Source organism: Salinispira pacifica, assembly GCF_000507245.1.
GTDB classification, from domain to species: Bacteria; Spirochaetota; Spirochaetia; order DSM-27196; family Salinispiraceae; genus Salinispira; species Salinispira pacifica.
In genome coordinates this window covers 807,419-828,456 of record NC_023035.1, presented here as the reverse complement: position 1 = coordinate 828,456, position 21,038 = coordinate 807,419, and the positions used below count along the sequence as shown (strand labels likewise).

Here is a 21,038-nt window from a genome sequence, read left to right as displayed (position 1 = left end):
CAACAATATTGCATAGCATAAAAAATATCAACATGAGCGGAACGCTGGAGTTTAACCGGAATCTGAAGGATTTCACCACATTTCAGGTGGGCGGACCGGCGGATATTCTGGCCTTTCCCGGGAATCAGCAGGACCTGCTCCTGCTCATCCGCTGGGCCCGGCAGAACCGGATCCCCTGGATGATTCTCGGCGGCGGCGCAAACATACTGGTCTCCGATAAGGGCGTTCGGGGACTGGTTATTGCAACCTCCGCCATGAATGACATCCGTCTGGACGGAGAGCTGCTGATAGCCGGACCCGGATCCCGGATCAGTGATGCTGCAGCCTTTGCCGCGGATCACAATCTGGAGGGCCTGGATTTCATCTACGCAATGCCGGGAAGCACCGGAGGGGCAGTCTGGATGAACGCCCGGTGCTACGGCGGCGAAATATCGGAAATTCTGGAATGGGTGGATTATATAGACGGAGACCGGCCGGATCAGGGCGTACAGCGCCTGATTCCCGGGGTTACCACCAGCTACGGAGATTTTGCTTACAAGAAAACCCCCTTTCAGGTCCGCCCATGGATTATCCTGGAAAGTGCATACCGGCTCACACCAGGCAGCGGAAACGGGCTGTGGAAGCGGATGAAAGAACTGGAAGATGACCGGCGAAACAAGGGGCATTTTGCCGCGCCCTGCGCCGGAAGCGTATTCAAAAACAACCGCTCATTCGGCGCACCGTCGGGAAAGCTGATCGACAGCCTGAATATGAGAGGTCTTCAGGTGGGCGGTGCCAAAATTTCCGATCAGCACGCCAATATCATTATTAATACGGGAAATGCCCGTGCCTCGGATATCGCCGAGATCATAGACCGGGTGCAAAGCCGGGTCGAACAGGAGCTGGGGTTTTTGCTGGAGCCCGAGGTTCTCAAAGTGGGCGAATGGGATTAGGATGACAGAAAACCGCAGGAGAACAGGGGGAGTTCATGAGCAACATCGACAACATCCGTGAACATCTGGATCTCATGCACCGGGACCTTCTCAGGGAGGAACTGAACCACCTTTCCCTCAGCGAAATGCTGGATCTCTGGCAGGAAATGGGGGAAGACGAGGCCATGGAGATCTTCCTGCTCCTCCAGCTGGATCAGAAGGTTGAACTGATTACCCACCTCTCGGAGGCGGAGCAGGAATGGCTTTTGAAAAGCCTCTCCCTTGAAAAAATCCGGGAACTTCTGGATGAAATTGAACCGGATGACCTTGCGGACATAATCCAGGCGGTGAGCCATGATGTACGCAGTTCCGTTTGGAAGAGTCTCAGCGAAGAAGCAAGAAGGGAGACCCAGTTCCTGCTGAAGTTCGACAGCGACGATGCCGCCGGACTGATGACCCCCAGATATATCGCCCTGCGCTCAAATATCACCGTGGAACAAGCCATCCACTTCATCCGCCAGGGTGTGGATGACATTGAAACCATATATTATGTCTACGTGGTTGATCAGCTCCAGAGAATTCAGGGGGTAATCTCTCTGCGGGAAATCCTGTTCTCCAACAACTCGGAAGTGATCGGAAGCAAAATGAGCACCAATGTGATCTCCGTTCAGGAAGACACGGACCAGGAAGAGGTGGCCCGGATTCTGGAAGATTACGACTTCATCGCCCTGCCGGTAACCGACCGCTATAACCGCCTTTTGGGAATAATCACCTTTGACGACGTCATCGATGTAATCCGCGAAGAGCAGACTGAAGATATCTACAAAATGGGAGCCATGGACGGTTCCTCTGATATCTACCTGGAAACCGGCATCTTCCGTCTCCTGAAAAAGCGCATTCCCTGGCTCATCCTGCTTCTTCTTACCGGAACCATCACCACCAACGTGCTGGCCCTCACCGACGACATTCTCTCGGCAGCAGCATTTCTGGTGCTCTTTATTCCTGTTATAACCCAGACCGGGGGAAACAGCGGCACCCAGAGCTCCACCCTGATGATCCGGGGAATCGCCATGGGTCATGTGGATTTTGCGGATATCGGCAAGGTTGTGCTGAAGGAATTCCTGGTGGGGGTGTTCATGGGGGTGATACTGGGGGGAGTAATCATCCTCCGCTCGGTATACCTCCCTCCGGGAATCGCCTGGTATGAGGGGCTGGTGATCGGGTTGAGTCTGATATTTGTGGTGCTGTTCTCAACCATTATCGGTGCGGTGGCGCCTCTGCTGATTCATAAACTTGGTTGGGACCCCACGGTTATTGCAGCGCCCCTGATGTCCACGGTTATCGATGTCACCGGATTGAGCATTTACACCTTCACCGCGAAGATGCTGCTCGGTCTCTGATCTGAATCTTCCGGTTGTTGAAAAAACCGGCGTATTTTACGTCGGTCTTCATAATATGGTTCATTACCCAGTCCTGAAGGAAATCCAGAATCTCATTGCTGAGAACCGTTCTGCCCTGTTCCAGCCCCTGGTACAGCTCCCGGGCCTTTTTCAGCAGGGTTTGGTGTTCAGCGATGTGGGCCTCTGCATCCGGATAGCCGTATATGCGGAAGTTCTCTTCTTCCACTGCAAAGTGATAATCAGTGTAATCGATCAGCTCCTTCACAATCTGGGTGGATACCCCATCGCCCTCGCCGTTTTCCATTGCCCCGTACAGCTTCTGGATGAGTCCGATGAGCACCTGGTGCTGGCTGTCAAATTCTTCCACCGATACGGAAAGTTCCGGCGTCCAGCTCACATACTGATCATATCCGATTGTCATGAGAATCTGTACAATTTCCCCGGAGCTGCGGTTCAGCTGACTGAACAATCCGTTGGCCTCCCGGAAATCCCCCCGGGCTGCTGCGGCGAGGATCTCCCCTACCTGGTCATGGAATTTCCGGTGATGCTCAACCAGCAGCTGCTTCTTATGGAACGAAAGATCAGATCCTGACTGCTCATCATCCAGCCATCTGCCCAGGTCACACCCCGGGGATCTTCCAGCGATAACCCGGATGGGTCCATGGTTCCGTCTATGACGGCCCTGCATTGAGCTGTCAGATTGATATGGGAGAGGATGAGATTGGAAAACTCCAGCCGTTTCAGGGTCTCATCTTCCCGGGTTTGCTTTCCGGAAGCATTCGCCAGCCCGGAATATTCGAAGCGGCGGAGCCGGGAAATGATGCCGCCGTAGGTTTTATTGAAATCCAGAAAGCTGGAGGAGATTTTTGTCATCCCCAGGTTGATTTCCCGGGCATTGCCGTCAAGCCGGGACATGCTCTCATCCAGGCCATAGGCCACATCATTTGAATTTTCAAGAATGGTGGTGATTTCCCGGGAGGCGTAGGTCATCTCATCCATGCTCAGGGTGGTGTTTCTGCTGATATTCTGGAGATCAGTGGTGACTCCCACCACTTCCTGGGTGTTGCTGAACACCTCACTGGTCTGATGATTAATATCCTCCAGAGCATGGCTGATCTCATTTACTCCGTTTTCGATATCCACAAACGCCCGTCCGCTTTCTTCGCTCAGCCGGGATGCCCGTTTAATCTGCTCTCCCAACCCAGCCAGCGTTTCGCCGATGGACCCGGCATTTTCCGCAGTGGATTCCGCCAGCTTCCTGATTTCTTCAGCCACAACCGCGAAGCCCCGCCCCGCTTCCCCGGCATGTGCGGCTTCGATGGCTGCGTTCATGGAAAGCAGATTGGTGGTGGATGCGATGTCGTTGATGACGGTGATCAGTTCCATAACATCGTTGATCTTCAGTTCTATTGAGCTGATCTCCTCATCCGTATCCTGAATCTTTTCACTACCCCGGGCGGTAACGGAAACCAGATCCTTGATGTGCTCGCTTCGACGGGAGGAGATGTCTGAAATTTCCCGTATCCGGTCGTTGATATGCTGAAAGGAATTTGCCACCTGCTGAATGTTGGCATCCTGGTGGATGAGCTGTTCCTTCAGGCTGCCGATGGTGGCGTCAATCTGTTCAACCGCAGCGGATCCGTTGCTCACCTCCATGGAGAGCTTGCTGGCGATACCCGCCGTATCCCCGGCGGTGCGTACCACCTCAGCTGCGGATTTGAGGGTTTTCTGGATGTTTCTGCTCAGCCGGGTACCCGATCGTTCGCTCTTTTGCACCGCCAGTTGAATATCCCGGAAGAAACTACGGGTGGCCTGAAAAATCTCGCCCACTTTCCGAATGTGTTTTCCGGCACGGCCTTTGGACAGAGTCCGTACCGTGTCTTCCACCCTTCCCTGCCGGTAGCTTTCCGCCAGTTCCAGAATAGCGCCGGGTCCCCGGCGAAGCATTCGAAACACCACCAGCAGACAGAGGGATTCGACCACCAGGGCTGCAATAAGAACGAGAACCAGAATTGTCATATCAGTAAGCTCCAAAGGCTCCGCAAAAGGCGCAGAACATGTTTTTCTATTACCGTCATCATCGATAGAAAGCCGGGATTTTTCAAGCACCAATATCTCTATTCTCAATCCCCGGCGGTACCAGTATCCAGCTTTATACTGAGATCAATTCGGGGGGATATCCTCAACTCGGGATTTTCCCGGAGACCAAAACCATACATCAGCCGGTCCGCATACAGATCAGGCGGAAGGGAAAGCTTCAATTCAATGTTCATATCTGAATCCCGGTGACGCACACGCCACCCCCCGGTGACGGATCCGTCAAGAATCATGGAAAAGGGGGAAGGGGGAGTGCCCGGAGAATCGTGCTTCACCCCTGCCTCAAGCTTGAGCCTGAACGGCGGAGGGGAACGGGTATCCGGAAATGACAGCGCAGCACTGAAAGACCCCGGATACAAGGCTTCGTCTTCAGCTGATGTGAATCCAAGCTCACAACGGATGCGCCAGTGGCGGTGCAGCGCCAAGCCGGCGTACAGGTCCAGAGTGCCGGTGCTGGGTTCTCCGGGTTTTTCCCACTTCCCCCCGCAGCTGAAAGCATGGGTATCCACATCCGCCGTCAGACTCTGCAATTCTGCCAGAGCTTTCTCTCCCGGCTTTCCTGTCCATATCAGGTCCGAACCCAGCTGAACCATTTCCCCCATCGTAAGCCCTGTGATTCCCCTGATTTTCCAGAACGGGAGAATTCTCTGGCATGAGCGGCCCTCCGCATCAAGGGACATCAGCTCCCGGAAATTGAAGCTGCCCTCCAATTCAAGGGAAATTTCCACCCCGACGGGATAGAGAATATCCAGATCCCACCGGCTTCTCAGCCAGGGCGAAGGCGGAGAGGAAACACCGCAGGCTTCAGTCCATTTCAGCTGCTGCATGCCCAGACACAGATCCAGCTCCTCCGAGATCTCCGATACTGAAGATGAGGATTTTCCGGCGTTCCGGGGAACCCGCACTGCTTTCCAGCCGGTGAACAGTGCCCAGTTTATCAGTAATATATCACCGGGCCTCCACAGCAGCGTACCGCTGAGCTGCTCTTCATCTTTACTTCCCGGCGTCCACTTCCGGCGGGCTGCAAGTACGGCGGGTGCGGCATAGAACCCTGAATACGGGCTTTCTGATTGGAAGATCAATGAACAGATCCCGAGATCCAGATCCGGGGACACTGCTGTCTGTAAATCCAGTTCAATTGATCTGGTATGCGGTTTCTTCACCGGCCTTTGAACGGGCTGTTTTACCGGCAGTCCAAGGGGCTGCTTTATCGGCTGCTTTATCGGCTGCTTTATCGGATGCTTCATTGCATGGTAGAAAGGCTGGGCAAACGGCTGAGCCCCAGGCTGAGCATCCCGTTTCTTCCCCCACTGAAGGCCGGACCAGATAAGAGGAATACCGTGAAGCCGCCCGTCGGAGCTGAGATACGCCCATCCGGCAGGTTTTTTCAGAGGTGAAGCAGTAGGGCGTCCGCCGGAGGAAGAGAAGGGGGATGCGATTCCCAGCAGAAGGTTCCCCGGACGATGCATCCCTGCAGCCAGTCCGGCGGTAACCACGGAGCCGCCTTCCACTGCGGAGTTTCTGCCCGGGGTGAAGCTGAGCTCAACTGCCGAAGTAAGCGCCGGGCCGGTACCTCCCCTGCCCCCCAAAACCGTCCACCCCCCGGGGAGCTCGTCAGGCCCCGCCTCATCCGCCGCCGGATCCCCGGCGGACCACAGAGAATCATCGGGAATAAGAAGAACCATCCATCCCAGCTCCAGCCCCTCAGCCCCCAAACCGGACAATCCTTTCACCCCGGTATAGGACAAGCCGCTGTCACCCGGCCACAGCCTGGTCTCAATGCTGCTATTGACGGGTCCGGGCTTCAGCCCCGGGTTCTGTCCGTCTTCCTGCTGGATGGCGTCCCCCTGGATGGCGTCCCCCTGGATGGCTTCCTGCTGAAGAGCTCCTTGCTGGATGGGCCCTTCCTGGCCGCTCACAGCCCCGGGAAGCAGCGCCCAGAAAATCAGAACCAAAACCCGCTTCCTTATGAGGGATTGCAGGTAAACATGGACGGTTATTCCCCGGGCCTTCACGGATCGCGGTACCGGCGGTCTTCTATTACACCCGGAACCGGGCATCGGGATATGCCCCGGACCATGCATATGCAGAGATTTCACATGCCATATACCGGAAAAAGCGTTTCAGTGATTGAGTCTGAGTGATATTTTCTGAAAGAACGGCGGGATTCTGTTAGATCCCCGGAGGGAGAGCACCCTTCCGGGGGATATTCCTATTTCTGGATGGTTGAGCTGTGGATGGTATCTGCGGTGTTGTCGTCGGTGAGCCGCCGGATAATGGCAACGGCAAACTCCGCTGCGGTGCCCGGGCCCATGGATGTGATTAGATTGCCGTCGGTCTCCACCCGCTGCCGGGTAAGATGGGTTGCATCGGTGCGCTCCTCAAAGCCGGGGTAGCAGGTGAACTTACGGGTGCCAAGAATGTCCGCAGCGGTATTGCCGAATACCACTGCGGGTGCAGCACAAATTCCGCACATCAGCTTTCCGTCGTTATTGCCTTTGACCAGCATGCTGCGAAGCTTTTGATCCGCCGCCAGATTTGCCGCACCGGGCATTCCGCCGGGACAGATCAGCGCATCGTAATCCGAAGCGTCGGCATCCAGCTGTTCCATATACATATCCGGGCGTACATCAATACCGTGTCCGCCGGATACCAGTTCTCCCGGGGCTTTTCCCACGCCGACTGTTGTCACATCTATTCCGCTGCGGCGGAGAAAATCCACCTGGGTGAGAGCTTCAACCTCTTCAAATCCATCTGCAAGAAACAGATACGCTTTTTTACTCATAGTGCTCCTCCCTGTGTATAGCCTAATATGAATGGGGACGGGAATTCAAACCTGCCCGAATAAAAAACGGGGCTGCCTGAACAATGCTCAGACAGCCCCTGATATTTCCTGTTGCTACACTGGATACGAGCCGCCTATTCCCTGTCGAGAATAAATTCTACTCTCCGGTTTTTCCAGCGGTTATCCAGATCGCTGTGAGGCACCACCGGATCGGCACCGCCCACACCTCTGATCTCCATTCGTTCCCATTCAACACCGAGGATGGCCAGGGCCTGTTTTACTTCCAAAGCCCTTTGCCGGCTCAGGGGAATAAGAGTTTCCCTCTGCTCACGCTCCGCTGCAGCTCCGCTGAGAAGCTGAACTGCATGACCCTCAATGGTGATATCGTACTCTCCGTACTTGTTCAGAATGGATTCAAGTCTGCGCAGGGTCTCAAAATTCCGCTCCTGTTCCCCTGCGGCCACATCGAAGAGGTCGGCGGTGTATCCTGCAAAGTAGATGGACGGAATGTTGATTCTGTACTGATCTCCTTCGGCGATTACCAGAATATCGACGGGTATTACATCGGTGGCAATTCCGGTGTTTTTCAGATTGTCTTCCAGAGTGAAGACTACCGTATAGTCGGCGGCTGACTGCACCAACTCGCCGTTATCGCCGATTCCGTTCCATTCCAGCTGTTCCGGGGGAAGACCTTCTCCCTCCCAGGTCTTGAAACTGTTTCCGTAGGGATCCAGGATTTCCACATCCCAGCCGCTGATAGGCCGGTCCGCAGCTCTGGCATCCAGACCGATGGTAACCGTGTCGTTATTTCCGTCACCGTCTGGGCTGAACAACACGTTATCGTCCAGGTTTACGTATCCCTGGGGGGGATTGGTAACGAGTATTACCGTTTCATCCGCTTCCCGCTGGGTGTAGTTCCCGTTTTTGTATTCCACAAAGAAGGTAACCGTGTATTCACCGTCCTGTACGTTTCGAGCATCGTTCTCCCCGTCCCAGACGATCTCTTCGGGAAGATTGCTTCCGCCCCGGAAGGTTTTGTTGATAAGTCCGTCCTGGGTGGTGAGCTTGATTTCCCATGCCCGGAGATTTTCGGGTATTGCAACCGAGGGAAGCAGGGTCACAACGTCTTTGTAATCATCGCCGTTGGGACTGAACACTTCTTCGTCTGCTTTGATGCTGATGGTTGCGCTGAGATTATCGATGCGCAGATTCACCAGCTTTGCGCTGCCGATGTTGCCGAACTTGTTCTCGGCGCTCACCGTGTAGGTGTAAAATCCGTCGGGGAGCACTTCTCCGTCTTCACCGGTTCCGTCCCAGACAAAATCTTCAACCTCACCTTCCCATGTGAGGGTTTTCACAACTTCACCGTCCTCGTTGGTGAAGGTACCGGTCCAGAGATCCTGTTCGCTGGATTCCTGGGTGATTGAGATGGTATCCCGATCTCCGTCATCGTTGGGAGTGAAGAGTCTCCGGTCCACATCTGCGGTAACCTCCGGACGGTCTCTGCCCACTTCAATGGCCTCATCGCTGCGTACAAAAGGATTATCACCATTGAGATACATAATATTCATTTCGACAAAGTATTCGCCGTCGGGCACCGGCTGATTGTTGTTCCGTACGCCGGCCCATTCGATGTAGGGAATTACTTCCCTTACCTGACGGGTAAAATAGGGCCGCCCATCTTCGCTGTTGACAATGGTGAGAACGAAATACTCGATTCCCTCTGTGACGGGAACCTGGGGCGTTATTCTCACAACTTCGTAGCCCGCATCTCCGCCGGGAGCAAGAACGGTTCCGGACAATTGAATCGATGTGGCAGCCCGGCTGGTGGTGTCTTTAATAAAACGGGCCACATCCGAGAGTCCCTGGTTTCCTGCCTGATCGGTTGCTCTCAAATAGAGCTGATAGTTACCGTCGGGGATTTCGTTACCTGTCAAGGGATTGGTTCCGTCCCAGTTCAGGGGAAATTCGATTCCGGCGTTCAGCACTTCCTCAAGGGCCACGACCGTCTGGTTCTCCTCGGCATCTTCAAGAACCAGCTCCCACTCCACGCCTTCTTCATACTGGGCGTCGATTGCCAGATACGGTTTGGCTTCTCCCCCGAAATATATGGGATTACCAAGCTCTCTGCCTTCGGGGGCTGAGTCGGCTGAGAGAGTGGCTTCAGGAGCCGTGCTGTCCATGATGACATCCACCGCTTCCGATTTGGACAGATTGCCGTTTTCATACGATACGGAAAACACCGCCTCATAGGTTCCGTCCTCCAGGGGAACGGATCCGGCTTCCGGTCTTCCGGGGTTTCCGGTTCCGTCAAATGATATTCTGTCGGGGACATTGGAAGAATCTCCGACAAAACGGCGGTATACAATGCCTTCCTCATCCTCTATCTCAAGCTTCCAGCTGGCCATGCCGTCGGTTTCATTAATGCTGATAACAAAATCCAGAGCCTCCCGCTCAAATCGGGAAAAATAGGGGTTTTCACCGGCTATGCTCATTTCCACATTGGCAGCCGCATAGCTGAGAATAAACTCAATGCTCTCTTCCACGCTGTTTCCCGCCCGGTCGGTTCCGGTAAGCCTGAACTCGTACTCCCCTTCGCTCTGGCGGGTTCCCGAAGGATCGTTGCCGTCCCAGCTGAATTCAGAAGGGGCCAGAAGATCGCTGGCTGCAGTATCGCCCTCGGATGCCCGGGTCCGGCTGATTACCGTTTCTCCCGATGAGTCAAGAACCTCCAGGTCCCATCGTTCTGCGGTTCCGGTCTGAATATCGAAGCTGATGCTGTCCCGCTTACCGTCATTGTTGGGTGAAAAAATGAGAATTTCCGGTTCAAGCTCAACAATTTCCGGCGGGCGGGTGTCCACAACCACCGAAAGGGGGGCGGTTGAAGCAAGCTTATCGAAGGAATCCCTGACATACAGCTGATAAAAATACTCTCCGTCGGGAACGGTGTTACCCTCGTTATCGGTACCGTCCCAGATCAGGCTCTGGGGAACTGCCACCGAGGGGATTTCTCCCACGTTGAGCAGTTCGCCTACGAAGCCCCGTCCTTCCAGGTTCTCTTCGGCAACCGAATAGATCACCTCACCGCGCTTGTTGTAGATGCGCAGTTCATAGCGCTGGATGGCGGCATTATCCTGAATGGTAATCTGGATGTTCTCTATTTGAAGAGTATCCTTACCTGTTTCCGGATTGCCGGGACTGATGTACCGGGGAGGCTGGCTGAGAAAAATTTCCGTTTCAACCTCCTGTCCTCCTCCTGCAAAAACTGATGCGGAAACTATCAGCATCAAAAATACAACACTCAGTATACGTTTCATATAGATCACTCCTAAATACTCCTCCGCTTGGGAACGGGCGAATCAAAAATCGATGATTTCCGAATCCGCCTTCCTAAAATATAGCACCATATGTCCGGTCTTTGGGAGATTTTACCTGAAATCTCGATAAAAACCGGGATAAATTGCAAATTTCATCATTTTGAGAAACAATGGAATGGGATACAAGATACCGGAATGAACCGGAAATCACCCCGGGAACCGTCTGCGCCGGTATGCTGCATCCCTGCAGAGGGGCCGGACCATCTTCTCCAGGCCGTTGACTTTAATTTCAAGCAAATTCTCCATAAGCACCCCCAGTCGTCCCCCGGGAAATCCCTTTTCCCTGAACCAGAGTACATAGGCTTCGGGAAGATCCACAAGATAACGTCCTGCGTAGCGTCCGAAGGGCATTTGGGTATTGGCTATTTCAAGGAGAATCTGCTCACCGTCCTCAGCCTGCCGTTCTTCCATGGCCCCACTCCTCGTGCTCCGCCGATACTGATCTGCGGAGTTCCATCCTCAGTGTATACCTCACTAAATAATTAGGGAATAGCCCGCTGTTTTTGTTGAATTTGATTCAATTATACCCTACCATCTGATCCTAGCCTCAGCCAACACTCGCAGGAGATAGTATGACGAGAAAAGACCTTACTCAAAACCAGTTGCGCCGATTTTACCGATATATGCTCAGTGCCCGGGAGGTGGACCGCCTGGAGGATCAGTTTACCAAGCGGGGGGAAGCCTTCTTCCATGTTTCCGGAGCCGGACACGAAGGTTCAGTAGTACTGGAAGATATTCTCGGGGAGCAGGACTGGCTCCATTGCCATTATCGGGACAAGGCTTTGATGCTGGCCCGGGGGGTGAGCAGCGAGATGTTTTTTCACAGCCTCTTCTGTAAAGATGCCTCCCATTCACGGGGGAGGCAGATGTCCGCTCACATCAGCGATCCCCGGCATAAGGTTCTCAGCCTGGCCGGTCCGGTTGGAAACAATGCCCTTCCGGCGGCGGGTATTGCCGCCGAGGTGAAGGATCAGGAGGGCAGCCCGGTGGTTCTCTGTGCTCTGGGGGACGGGATGACCCAGGAGGGTGAGGTTCTGGAATCCATTGCTCATTCTGTGAGGGAACGGCTTCCGGTCCTCTATTTTATTGAGGATAATGTGTACGCAATATCCACCCAGACCAAGGGGCAAACCTTTTTCTCTACCCCGACGGCGAAGCTGAAAGCTTTTACGGCATCCCCATTGTGAGGATTGACGGCTGCAATATAACCGAGTCCCATGCCGGGCTTTCCCGGGTGGTTAACGAAATGCGGGAAACCCGGAAGCCGGCAATCGTCATTTTCCAGGTTGACCGGATTTCCAATCATACCAATGCAGACGACCAGAGCGTATACCGCAGCGCCGAGGATATCGGCCGCTCGGCCTCCACCAGGGACCCCCTGGTTCATTGCCGGAACCTTCTTCTGGAATCGGGAATGAGCGAGGATGAAATCACCTCTCTTGAAGAGGAGGTGCGGGAGGAAGTACATCAGGCCGCCGACCGCAGCCGCCGCTCACCGGAGCCCGATTCGGTGTTCGATGCAAAACGCCCCCTTGCCCCCGCCTACCTGAAAACCGAAGAATACCGGGGCAGCCATGAAGGTCCTGCGCCGGAGGGTGAACAGCCGAGCCTGACCATGATCGAAGCCATCAGGGAGAGTTTCCGGCTGCGCCTGGAAAAGGACCGGCGGCTGAGCCTGTTCGGGGAGGATATTGAGGATCCCAAGGGCGATGTGTTCGGCATTACCAAGGGGCTGAGCACAGCCAACCCCGGGCGGGTTCTGAACAGTCCGTTGAGTGAATCCACCATTGCGGGGGTAAGCGTCGGCCGGGCCCTTGCGGGAGGCAGGCCGGTGGGATTCATTCAGTTCGCAGACTTTCTCCCCCTGGCCTACAACCAGATTTTCTCCGAAATGGGCAGCATGTACTGGAGAACCGACGGCGGCTGGGAGGCCCCGGCAATTCTCATGATCACCTCCGGAGGCTACAAGCCCGGGCTGGGCCCCTTTCATGCGTCCAGCCTGGAAGCCCTTGCGGTTCACACCCCCGGAGTGGATGTGGTCATGCCCTCGTCCGCCGGAGACGCCGCCGGCCTGCTGAATGCGGCCTACGAGTCGGGACGCCCCACCCTCTTTTTCTATCCGAAAAACTGTCTGAACGACCGAAACAGGGCAACCAGCCCGGATATCGCCAAGCATTTTGTCCCGGTGGGCAAGGCCCGGCGCATCCGTTCCGGCTCGGACATCAGTCTCATCGGCTGGGGGAACACCATCCCTCTCATGGCCAAGACCGCGGCAGCTCTGGAAGAGAAGGGAGTTGAGGTGGACCTGATCGATCTGAGATCCCTTTCCCCCTGGGACAAGGATATGGTACGGGAATCTGTGGCCGCAAGCCGCCGGGTGATCATCGCCCATGAGGATAACCGGTCGTCAGGCTTCGGGGCGGAAATCCTGGCGTATCTCAGTGAGGAATTATCCGGAGGTTTCAGCTCACGGCGGGTGGTTCGGGAAGACACCTATGTTCCCTGCAACTTCGGCAATCAGCTGGAGGTACTTCCATCCTACCGGGAAATTCTTGAAGCGGCGGTTGAAATGCTTCAGGGTGATATGGACTGGGATAAACCGGTAAGCGCCGGAGAGGGTGAATTCCTGGTTGAAGCCATCGGTTCCAGCCCCTCGGATGAAATGGTGACCGTCATCGAATACCTGGTGAAGGCAGGGAAGAGGTGAAAGAAGGGGATCTGATCGCCAGTGTGGAAGCGGACAAGGCGGTCACAGAGATTGCCGCCCCCATTTCCGGCACGGTGCGGGACCTGCTGGTGGAAATCGGAGATGAGGTTGCAGTGGGGACCCCGCTGATCCGGCTGCTCACCGAGGATGCGGCGGTACCCAAACCTCCCACCCGGGAAGAACCGGGAACCCCGGTGATCAGGCTGGAACCCCTTCAGTTCCGGGACAGCCGGACGCCGGCCCCAACAGGAACACAGGGGGAAAAAAAGGGCGGAACACAGCACGAAAAATCCGGAACTTCTTCCGGGATTATTGTGGGGATTGCCGGAGTCGCCCACTCCGCCGGTTCGCGGGTACTGGAAAACGAAGAAATTTCACAGCTCTGTCCCAGCTGGAGTCCCGAAGATATTGTAAAGCGAACAGGAATTCAGCGGCGACGCTGGGCGTCGGATGATCAAAGCGCCGTGGGTATGGCGGTGGAAGCCGCATCCGGGCTGATGACCCAATTTAATCTCAAAGCAGGAGATCTGGGGGGCATATACCTATCAACCGGAACACCTGACAATATTACTCCCTCCCTGGCATGCCGTGTTCTGGACAGGCTGCCGGGAAGCGACGGCAGTACGGAAATTCCCGCCATGGACTTTTCCGCAGCCTGCTCGGGATACATCTACGGTCTCCAGCTGGCCCATGATGCCCTGCTCAGTACCGGAGGCGGGAAACCCATTCTGCTGATTACCACGGAACTGCTCTCCAGGCGCCTGGACAGCAGCGATCCCTCAACCGCCCCCATCTTCGGGGATGCGGCAACCGCTACGCTGATCTGCGCAACGGCAGACGGCGGACCCGCAGGGGAAAAGGGGCTGAAACCCCTCTACCGGATTCACCGCCCGTCATTGTACGCAAGCCCCGATACTGAACAGGCACTCACCGTACCTCTTCATGAGCAGGGGGGCGGAAACGCCGAAAATGAGTATATCAGCATGGAAGGACCGGTAATTTATCAGAAAGCGGTGCGGGCCATGATCTCATCCCTGGACTCGGCAGCCAAGGCTTCGGGATTCAACGCCAAGGCGCTGGAGCTGATCGTACCCCACCAGGCGAACCAGCGGATTATCAACGCTGTGCGCCAGCGGATGAAACTGGACAGTTCACGGGTATTTTCCATGATCAGGGACTGGGGCAATACCTCTTCATCAACCATTCCCCTCTGTATTGAGCAAATTCTCAGCAATGCGGATGAACTGGGCCAAACCGGCACAGCTGCAGGAAGCAGCGGCAGCCTGCCCGGCACCCTGGGGCTCACCGCCTTCGGAGGCGGGTTCACCTACGCAGGGGCCGTGCTGGAGCGGGTGTAAGACCCGGCGTAGATGTAATGCACGGGGCGGGTGAAATTCCCGCTCCGTGTTTCCCCGCCGGCTGACTGCCTCACCGGCTGACTGCCTCACCGGCTGACTGAATTTCAGCTCACTGACTTCCCAGCTCACTGACTTCCCAGCTGACAGGGTTTCAGGCTTTCAGGATTATGGTGGCGATACTGTGTGCGGGAAGTCTCAATTCGAAGCCCTGCGCTCCGATTCTCAGAGTGCTGCTTTGCCCGTCATCGCCTTCGTTCATTGCCACAGCCGCAATGGAGCCGTCGGGGCGCAGGAACGCAGCCCAAAGGATCCGGTCCTCTTCTCCGGCATGGGAAGCGGCTCCGGTTGCTTTCCGGGAGAGTTCAAGGGCTTTGGATCCCGGGGGAACAAAGCGGCTGAAATGACCGATGTAGTAGTAGGATGAGTTATATATCAGCCTGTCGTTCAGGGTGTCGGCGATAATCGGAGCATCGCAGAGATTGTTCACATGGTTCGGGCCGCCGGTTTCATCCAGCACCAGATTCCAGTCGATATATCCTTCACACCAGTTGTTGAAGTCGCCGATCATATTTCGGGCGTAGCGTTCCCCGGTGAACCATTCGCCGATTTTGCACCCCCCTTCCTGACACCCTTCGGTAAACAGAAGATGCTTATCGGGAAATGCATCGTGTACACGGGACAGATTGGAGAACTCTTCGGATACATACCAGTGGTATCCCGTACCCCACACATATTGGGCTGCCTCAGGGTCCGAGAGCACGGCTTCAGCCCGCTCCGCCATAATATCCCTGTTATGATCCCAGATCAGCAGCTTGATATCTTTCAGACCGTTTTCCCGGAGACAGGGTCCCAGGTGGTCACGCACGAAATCCCGCTCTTCTTCTCCGGAAAATATGCAGGAATCCCAGATTTGTACCGCAGCAGGTTCATTCTGTACGCTGATGCCCCACAGCGGAATTTCTTCCTGATCATATGCCCGGATAAATTTCACATAGTACCGGGCCCAGGCATCCCGGTACCGGGGAAGCAGTTTCCCTCCGTTGTTCATCTCCCCGTTGGTTTTCATCCAGCCCGGAGGACTCCAGGGAGAGGCCAGTAATTTCAGATCTTTCGATGCCATGCGGAAGGCATCCCGGATCATGGGAATAATATGCTCACGGTCATGGGAAATATCGAAGCTATCCAGACTCTCATCGTGTTCTTCCACATAGGTGTAATTGGAGAGGGCAAAGTCGCAGCTGTGAATGTGCACTCTGCCCAGGGAATATCCATGACCCCGCTCAGGGTGGAAGTAGGCCTCAAGAGCCTCCTCTCTCAGCCGGGGATTCAATTTCGAAAGACTCAGTGCGGCGGCTTCCGTAAAGGCGCCGCCGAATCCCATAATCTCCTGACGGGTTCGGTTCAGGTCTGTTTCAATATCTGCAGAAGCCTTTCCATTCTCCGGGAGAGGTGAAATATAATCTCCCGGATTTGTCTGTTGAAGCTTCTGGCCTCCATCTTTGGAGCTGAGAATAAATTTGTCTATGTTCATGATTTCTCATCCTGTACTGCCCCTGAGGGCAGGTCTGTGACTTTCGTTGGAATAATCTGATCCGGCGGATTACGCCGGTATCACTCACTGCTGCAGGCATGAATGCTTCCCCGGGGTTCAAATACCACAGGGAAAATAATTTCCCGTTTATCCAGGGGTTCTCCGTGTATCTGCCGGATAAGCGAGCGGGCGGCTTCATAACCCATACCCTCAAGATCCTGTACCACGGTGGCAAGAGGAGGATTGGTGTAGGCGGTAATTTCGTGACCGTCGAATCCCGCAATGGAAAGATCCTCGGGAATTCTGAGTCCCACTTCAGATGCACCTTCCAGCAGCCCCAGGGCCATCAGATCGGTGGCCGCAATGACCGCAGTGGGTCGGTTTTTCATCGATGCGATTTTCCTCGCAGCTGTCCTGCCGGACTCCATGGTGAAATCTCCGTAAAGTAAATACTCCTCAGGGAATTCGATCCTCCGCTCACCCAGTATCCGTTTGAAACTTTCCAGACGGTCAGTGGTATCCTGTGTCCAGCGGTCAACATGAAGATAGGCAATGCGCCGATGTCCATGATTGATAAGATACTCGCTGATAAGCCGGGTTCCCCAGCTGTTATCCGAATCCAGATGGCATATCTCGGGATGAGTTCCGTGTTCGCCGATAATCACACAGGGGATCTCATCCTCCAGCACTTTCTGATAATCTATGTGGGCCTTATCAATTCCCAGAAGTATTAATCCGTCTGCTTTGCGCTGATAGTAGGGGCGGAGAAAATCAAAGTGTTCGTCCCGTTCCCGCTGTGTGGAGAGAAGAATATCGAAGCCTGCCTGCATGCAGTATTTTTCGATACCGATCAGCAGACGACGGTAATATGATGTTTCTTCCACTCCCACGGCATTCGAAAGATGAGGCATAACGGCTATTGTGTTCACACGGTTTGCGGTTAATCCCTGGGCGAAGCTGTTGGGGTAGTAGTTCAGCTCCTTAATGGCCTTCAGCACCCGCTCCCGTGTATCGGGTTTCACGTTCCCCTTATCGTTTATGACACGGGAGACGGTGATAAACGATACGTCAGCCAGCCGTGCCACATCTTTTTGTGTTGCCACCCTTTGCCTCCCCGGCATCTGTGTTTCCCGGGTATCAGTCTATCCGAAAACCCTGAGTTGTGTGAATAAACCGTCCCGGATACATTCTGTACCCGGGACGGCGAAGCCCGGCCCTGCCGGCCGATTCGGGATGTGAACCGGGAGCTGATTAATTCAGCCCCAGTTTGGTCTTGTTTACATCCACCTTGGTCTGCTGATATTCCATCAGCTCTTCCAGACCCAGTTCTTCTTTTCGCTCAATCCAGCTGTCCCAGATCTCTTCGAATTCGGCTTCGCTTTCAGCGTTCAGCAATGCAGGAAGCATTTTTCCCCTGAGCTCTACAATTTTACTGCTGATAATACCAAGCTCGGTACCTGCAGGGGGCGCAATATTGTCATACGCCGCATAGCTGACGGTATAGGGAAGCGTCCATTCCACCAGTTCCTTTCCGGGACTCACCGGTTCGGGTTCCCACTGGGCAAACATGGCGTTGTCCATAAGCATCCAGTACGTGGTAACTGCACCATGGACTTTATCGAATTGTCCCCGGTCTGTCTGAAGCATTTCCAGGGCTTCTGGAGTGAGCTGATCCTTGCCGTCACGGTTTTCCCATGTTACACCTTCAACCCCCAGGTAGAAATCCTTCTGTCCTTCCTCACTGAGCATATAGCTCATGAAACGGATGGCCCGTGCAGGATCTTCCACGTTCTTGGATATAAGAGTGATGGTCCAGCCGGCAACACCCTGCCCTGCGAGCCTGGGATCATCCATGTCCGAATTGGCCGGACCGTCCACTGCAATGTAGATGGAGTCGGGATCATTCTCGAAGAGAATCTGCTGCTGACCTGCAAAGTCGGTCCGCTGATACAGCATGGAAAAGTAACGCCCCTGTGCGATCTTTTCTTCCATCTGAGCCCGTTTATCAACAAACACATCGGTGGTAATTAGACCTTCTTCCCGGGCCTGGCGGAGGGTAAGAAGCCAGCGTTTGTATTCGGGATGTGCGAAGCGGTCGATCAGCTGACCGTTCTCTTCATACGGGATGGCCAGGAAGTTCTGCAGATATGCTTCCAGGCTGTAGTTTCCCGAGTCGCCGAACTCATGCATTCCGAAGGGGATGAGGGGTTGTCCGCTGGTCTCGGGGAACATCTCTTTGGCCCGCCGCAGAGCATCCAGGTAACCTTCAGGGGTGCGCATTTCCGGTTCGCCCAGGGCTTCATACATGTCCTTTCGAACCAGAAATGTTTGATTCGAGGGCAGATCATACTTATCATAGTCGGAGGGTGAGAAGGATGCGTTGGGATATCCATACACGTGACCGTCATCACGGGTATACCATCCAAGACGTTCATCAACGGCAACCTCAAAGAAGTAGGGATCGTATTGCTCGGCCAGTTCATCCAGAGCATACACCAGATCCCCGTCTATCATATCGTTGACCTGTCCTTCCCACCATCCCAGGGTGATGAAGTCGGGAAGCTGATCTCCGGCTATAAGGGTATTCAGCTTCTCTGCTTCGTTGCCTGCGGGTACGATGAAATTGATGTCCACACCGGTTTTCTCGGTAACATACCGGGAAACCGCATCTCCTTCACCCCATTGGGACGGAAACCACGAAAAATGAATATACCAGTCAAATGTGATGGGGCTGGTATCCACCTTCCAACCGGGCTGATCGGCACTCAGCTCAACATTTGATCCGCCCGCAGAACCGCCATCTTCCGCTTGACCTTCGGCGAAGAGCGGCATGCCCATCACCAGGGCAAACACCAGAATAATATTCACTATTCTGTTCATACAACCTCCATATTCCCTTCAGGGAATTAACCTTTTACTGATCCGATCAGCAGACCTTTTACAAAGTATTTCTGCAGGAACGGATATGTAACGACAATTGGCAGTGTGGCCACGATCATGGTGGCCAGTTTGATTGATTGTGATGTCACCGACTGGGAACGCATGCCCTCGGGCATATTCGCCAGCATCTGATTGGAGCTGGTTTCAGCAATTACCCGATAGAGGTAGGAGGAAATGGGCTGAAGAGATTCGCTGTTAATGAAAATCACTCCGAAAAAATAATCATTCCAGTGCCAGACCCCGTGAAACAGAGCAATGGTTGCGATTACCGCAGTTGAAAGGGGCAAAATAATTCTGACGAAAATCATGAATTCATTTGCACCGTCCATAAGAGCCGACTCTTCGATGCTTTCGGGCAGTTCCCGGAAAAACGACATAAAAATGATCAGATGGAAAAAATTAAACATGGTCGGAAGAATGTAGACCAGGAAATTATCCAGAAGATGAAGCTCCTTAAACAACAGGAAGGTGGGGATAAGCCCCCCGTTGAAAAACATGGTGAAGGTTCCCACGGCCAGAAAAAATCCCCGGAACGGCAGATGTTTCTTGGAAAAGGCGTACGCCGTCATTCCGGTGAAAAACACATGGGTAACCGTCCCGATCACTGTCCGGAGAACAGAAATCACGAAGGCCCATATAATATCCGGAGACTGGAATACCGCCTGATAGCTCTCCAGACTGAACTCCCTGGGCCACCAGTAGATGCCCCCAGAAGAGCATCGCTTCCGTCATTGAAAGAAAGCACCACGGTATACCAGATGGGATAAATGGTTACGCCGCAGATAATCAGCATGATACTGATATTGACTATATTGAATAGGTCGAATTTTCGTTTTTTCATTCCTGCTATTGCCATACCCGCGTCCTAATATAGAGAGTGTCCGTTCACCTTCCTGGAGAAGGTGTTTGCTCCCCAGAGAAGAATGAGAGCTACAATGGATTTGAAAAGTGCGATTGCCTGGGCATAGGAGAACCGGGCATTCCTGATCCCCACCCGGTAGACAAATACATCGATTACATCACTGGCGCTTTGATTCAGGGAGTTTCTCAATACCAGTATCTGGTCAAAGTTCGTGTTGAGAATTCCGCTGATGGCCAGTATGAGGAGAATGGAAATGGTTCCCGCAATGCTTGGAAGGGTTATGTGCCGCATTTTCTGAAAGCGCCCTGCGCCGTCCATGGTGGCAGCCTCGTAAAGACTGGGGTCAATACCGGATATCGCCGCGATATAAATAATTGCTCCCCACCCCAGTTCCTTCCAGATGTCCGAAATAACCACTATGCCCCAGAATTTATCCGGTTCGGCCAGCCAGAATGCCGGTTCATCAATCAGGCCCAGTTTCATGAGTATTTCATTGATGATCCCCACATCAGAAAGCCAGTTCATCATTATTCCCCCAAGAACAACCCATGAAAGGAAGTGGGGAAGATAGGAAATCGTCTGTACGGTCTTCTTGAATTGAAAACTCTTAATCTCATTAAGAAACAGCGCAAAAATAATCGGCAGGGGAAAACCGATCAGAAGCTTGTAGAAACTGATTCCCAGGGTGTTTTTCATAACCCGCCAGAAATCACCCTCTGCAAAGAGCTCCCTGAAATGGTACAGCCCGACCCAGGGCGCCTCGGAGATACTCTGAATGATCCGGTAATTTTTAAACGCTATGACGATTCCGTACATGGGGATGTAATTAAACACAATCATCCATACCAGTGCGGGTACCGCCATATATAGGAGATACCGGAAACGGATCAGTTTCCGTCTATCCGGCAGCTTTATCGATTTCATATATGCCGTCCTGTTTCGTGAATACAAAACAGTAGCACGGGTCCATGTTTCCGTAAACATTTTTTTCAGAGATTTTCACGACCTGTCTCCGCAGAATCTGGAGTATCAGAATAATTCCCAATAACTATCTTCTTCTGCAGCAAATA

General features: G+C 53.9%; 16 protein-coding genes. 5 read left to right on the top strand and 11 right to left on the bottom strand.

What is annotated here, in order from left to right:
- The first annotated feature begins 8 nt into the window (after window positions 1-8).
- Window positions 9-932 carry a UDP-N-acetylmuramate dehydrogenase gene (murB, locus tag L21SP2_RS03625; protein WP_024267131.1) on the top strand — a complete coding sequence of 308 codons (924 nt, stop codon included), beginning with the start codon at window positions 9-11 and terminating at the stop codon, window positions 930-932.
- Between the two features lie 35 nt (window positions 933-967).
- A complete protein-coding gene (gene mgtE / locus L21SP2_RS03620) occupies window positions 968-2,311 on the top strand; it encodes a magnesium transporter (RefSeq protein ID WP_024267130.1) in 1,344 nt (447 codons plus the stop codon).
- Here mgtE and L21SP2_RS03615 read toward each other — a convergent pair.
- The 6 genes from L21SP2_RS03615 to L21SP2_RS03590 form a co-directional block, all read right to left on the bottom strand.
- A complete protein-coding gene (locus L21SP2_RS03615) occupies window positions 2,283-2,780 on the bottom strand; it encodes a bacteriohemerythrin (RefSeq protein ID WP_024267129.1) in 498 nt (165 codons plus the stop codon). The genes mgtE and L21SP2_RS03615 overlap by 29 nt on opposite strands.
- Window positions 2,781-2,830: 50 nt before the next feature.
- Entirely contained in the window at window positions 2,831-4,330 is a 1,500-nt protein-coding gene (locus tag L21SP2_RS03610) for a methyl-accepting chemotaxis protein (protein WP_144082911.1), read from the bottom strand.
- Between the two features lie 104 nt (window positions 4,331-4,434).
- Window positions 4,435-6,363: a hypothetical protein gene (locus tag L21SP2_RS03605; RefSeq protein WP_024267127.1), complete on the bottom strand. Its 1,929-nt coding sequence runs from the start codon at window positions 6,361-6,363 to the stop codon at window positions 4,435-4,437.
- 257 nt (window positions 6,364-6,620) lie between these two features.
- Window positions 6,621-7,193, bottom strand: coding sequence for a DJ-1 family glyoxalase III (locus L21SP2_RS03600; RefSeq protein WP_024267126.1), 573 nt, complete (start codon window positions 7,191-7,193; stop codon window positions 6,621-6,623).
- Between the two features lie 134 nt (window positions 7,194-7,327).
- A complete protein-coding gene (locus tag L21SP2_RS03595; RefSeq protein ID WP_024267125.1) occupies window positions 7,328-10,510 on the bottom strand; it encodes a FlgD immunoglobulin-like domain containing protein in 3,183 nt (1,060 codons plus the stop codon).
- A 207-nt stretch (window positions 10,511-10,717) separates the two neighbouring features.
- A complete protein-coding gene (locus L21SP2_RS03590) occupies window positions 10,718-10,981 on the bottom strand; it encodes a DUF3820 family protein (protein ID WP_024267123.1) in 264 nt (87 codons plus the stop codon).
- 161 nt (window positions 10,982-11,142) lie between these two features.
- Here L21SP2_RS03590 and L21SP2_RS18815 point away from each other — a divergent pair, with 161 nt between their 5' ends.
- Genes L21SP2_RS18815 through L21SP2_RS18805 form a run of 3 tightly spaced genes read left to right on the top strand, consistent with a single transcriptional unit; the run spans window position 11,143 to window position 14,635 of the window.
- Window positions 11,143-11,757 (top strand): thiamine pyrophosphate-dependent enzyme, encoded by a 615-nt coding sequence (locus L21SP2_RS18815; protein WP_280113270.1) that lies wholly within the window; start codon window positions 11,143-11,145, stop codon window positions 11,755-11,757.
- A complete protein-coding gene (locus tag L21SP2_RS18810) occupies window positions 11,754-13,277 on the top strand; it encodes a transketolase C-terminal domain-containing protein (RefSeq protein WP_280113269.1) in 1,524 nt (507 codons plus the stop codon). The genes L21SP2_RS18815 and L21SP2_RS18810 overlap by 4 nt, the downstream gene beginning before the upstream one ends.
- The gene (locus L21SP2_RS18805; RefSeq protein WP_244437947.1) at window positions 13,274-14,635 is read left to right on the top strand and encodes a 3-oxoacyl-ACP synthase III family protein; all 1,362 of its coding nucleotides are present in this window, start codon (window positions 13,274-13,276) and stop codon (window positions 14,633-14,635) included. The genes L21SP2_RS18810 and L21SP2_RS18805 overlap by 4 nt, the downstream gene beginning before the upstream one ends.
- A 151-nt stretch (window positions 14,636-14,786) precedes the next feature.
- On the opposite strand, the gene L21SP2_RS03580 is transcribed toward L21SP2_RS18805, so the two are convergent.
- The 5 genes from L21SP2_RS03580 to L21SP2_RS03560 all read right to left on the bottom strand — a co-directional run bounded on the left by L21SP2_RS03580 (window position 14,787) and on the right by L21SP2_RS03560 (window position 20,892).
- Entirely contained in the window at window positions 14,787-16,166 is a 1,380-nt protein-coding gene (locus L21SP2_RS03580; RefSeq protein ID WP_024267122.1) for a glycoside hydrolase family 30 protein, read from the bottom strand.
- Between the two features lie 80 nt (window positions 16,167-16,246).
- The gene (locus L21SP2_RS03575) at window positions 16,247-17,269 is read right to left on the bottom strand and encodes a LacI family DNA-binding transcriptional regulator (RefSeq protein WP_024267121.1); all 1,023 of its coding nucleotides are present in this window, start codon (window positions 17,267-17,269) and stop codon (window positions 16,247-16,249) included.
- Between the two features lie 148 nt (window positions 17,270-17,417).
- A complete protein-coding gene (locus tag L21SP2_RS03570) occupies window positions 17,418-19,046 on the bottom strand; it encodes an extracellular solute-binding protein (protein ID WP_024267120.1) in 1,629 nt (542 codons plus the stop codon).
- A gap of 26 nt (window positions 19,047-19,072) precedes the next feature.
- Entirely contained in the window at window positions 19,073-19,732 is a 660-nt protein-coding gene (locus L21SP2_RS03565) for a carbohydrate ABC transporter permease (protein WP_024267119.1), read from the bottom strand.
- Window positions 19,733-19,971: 239 nt separating this feature from the next.
- Window positions 19,972-20,892, bottom strand: coding sequence for an ABC transporter permease (locus tag L21SP2_RS03560; RefSeq protein WP_024267117.1), 921 nt, complete (start codon window positions 20,890-20,892; stop codon window positions 19,972-19,974).
- Between the last annotated feature and the right edge of the window lie 146 nt (window positions 20,893-21,038).

Coding starts and splice junctions, on each gene's coding strand:
- mgtE (WP_024267130.1), top strand. CDS start 968: ATGAGCAACATCGACAACATCCGTGAACATCTGGATCTCATGCACCGG.
- L21SP2_RS03610 (WP_144082911.1), bottom strand. CDS start 4,330: ATGACAATTCTGGTTCTCGTTCTTATTGCAGCCCTGGTGGTCGAATCC.
- L21SP2_RS03600 (WP_024267126.1), bottom strand. CDS start 7,193: ATGAGTAAAAAAGCGTATCTGTTTCTTGCAGATGGATTTGAAGAGGTT.
- L21SP2_RS03595 (WP_024267125.1), bottom strand. CDS start 10,510: ATGAAACGTATACTGAGTGTTGTATTTTTGATGCTGATAGTTTCCGCA.
- L21SP2_RS03590 (WP_024267123.1), bottom strand. CDS start 10,981: ATGGAAGAACGGCAGGCTGAGGACGGTGAGCAGATTCTCCTTGAAATA.
- L21SP2_RS18815 (WP_280113270.1), top strand. CDS start 11,143: ATGACGAGAAAAGACCTTACTCAAAACCAGTTGCGCCGATTTTACCGA.
- L21SP2_RS03580 (WP_024267122.1), bottom strand. CDS start 16,166: ATGAACATAGACAAATTTATTCTCAGCTCCAAAGATGGAGGCCAGAAG.
- L21SP2_RS03570 (WP_024267120.1), bottom strand. CDS start 19,046: ATGAACAGAATAGTGAATATTATTCTGGTGTTTGCCCTGGTGATGGGC.
- L21SP2_RS03560 (WP_024267117.1), bottom strand. CDS start 20,892: ATGAAATCGATAAAGCTGCCGGATAGACGGAAACTGATCCGTTTCCGG.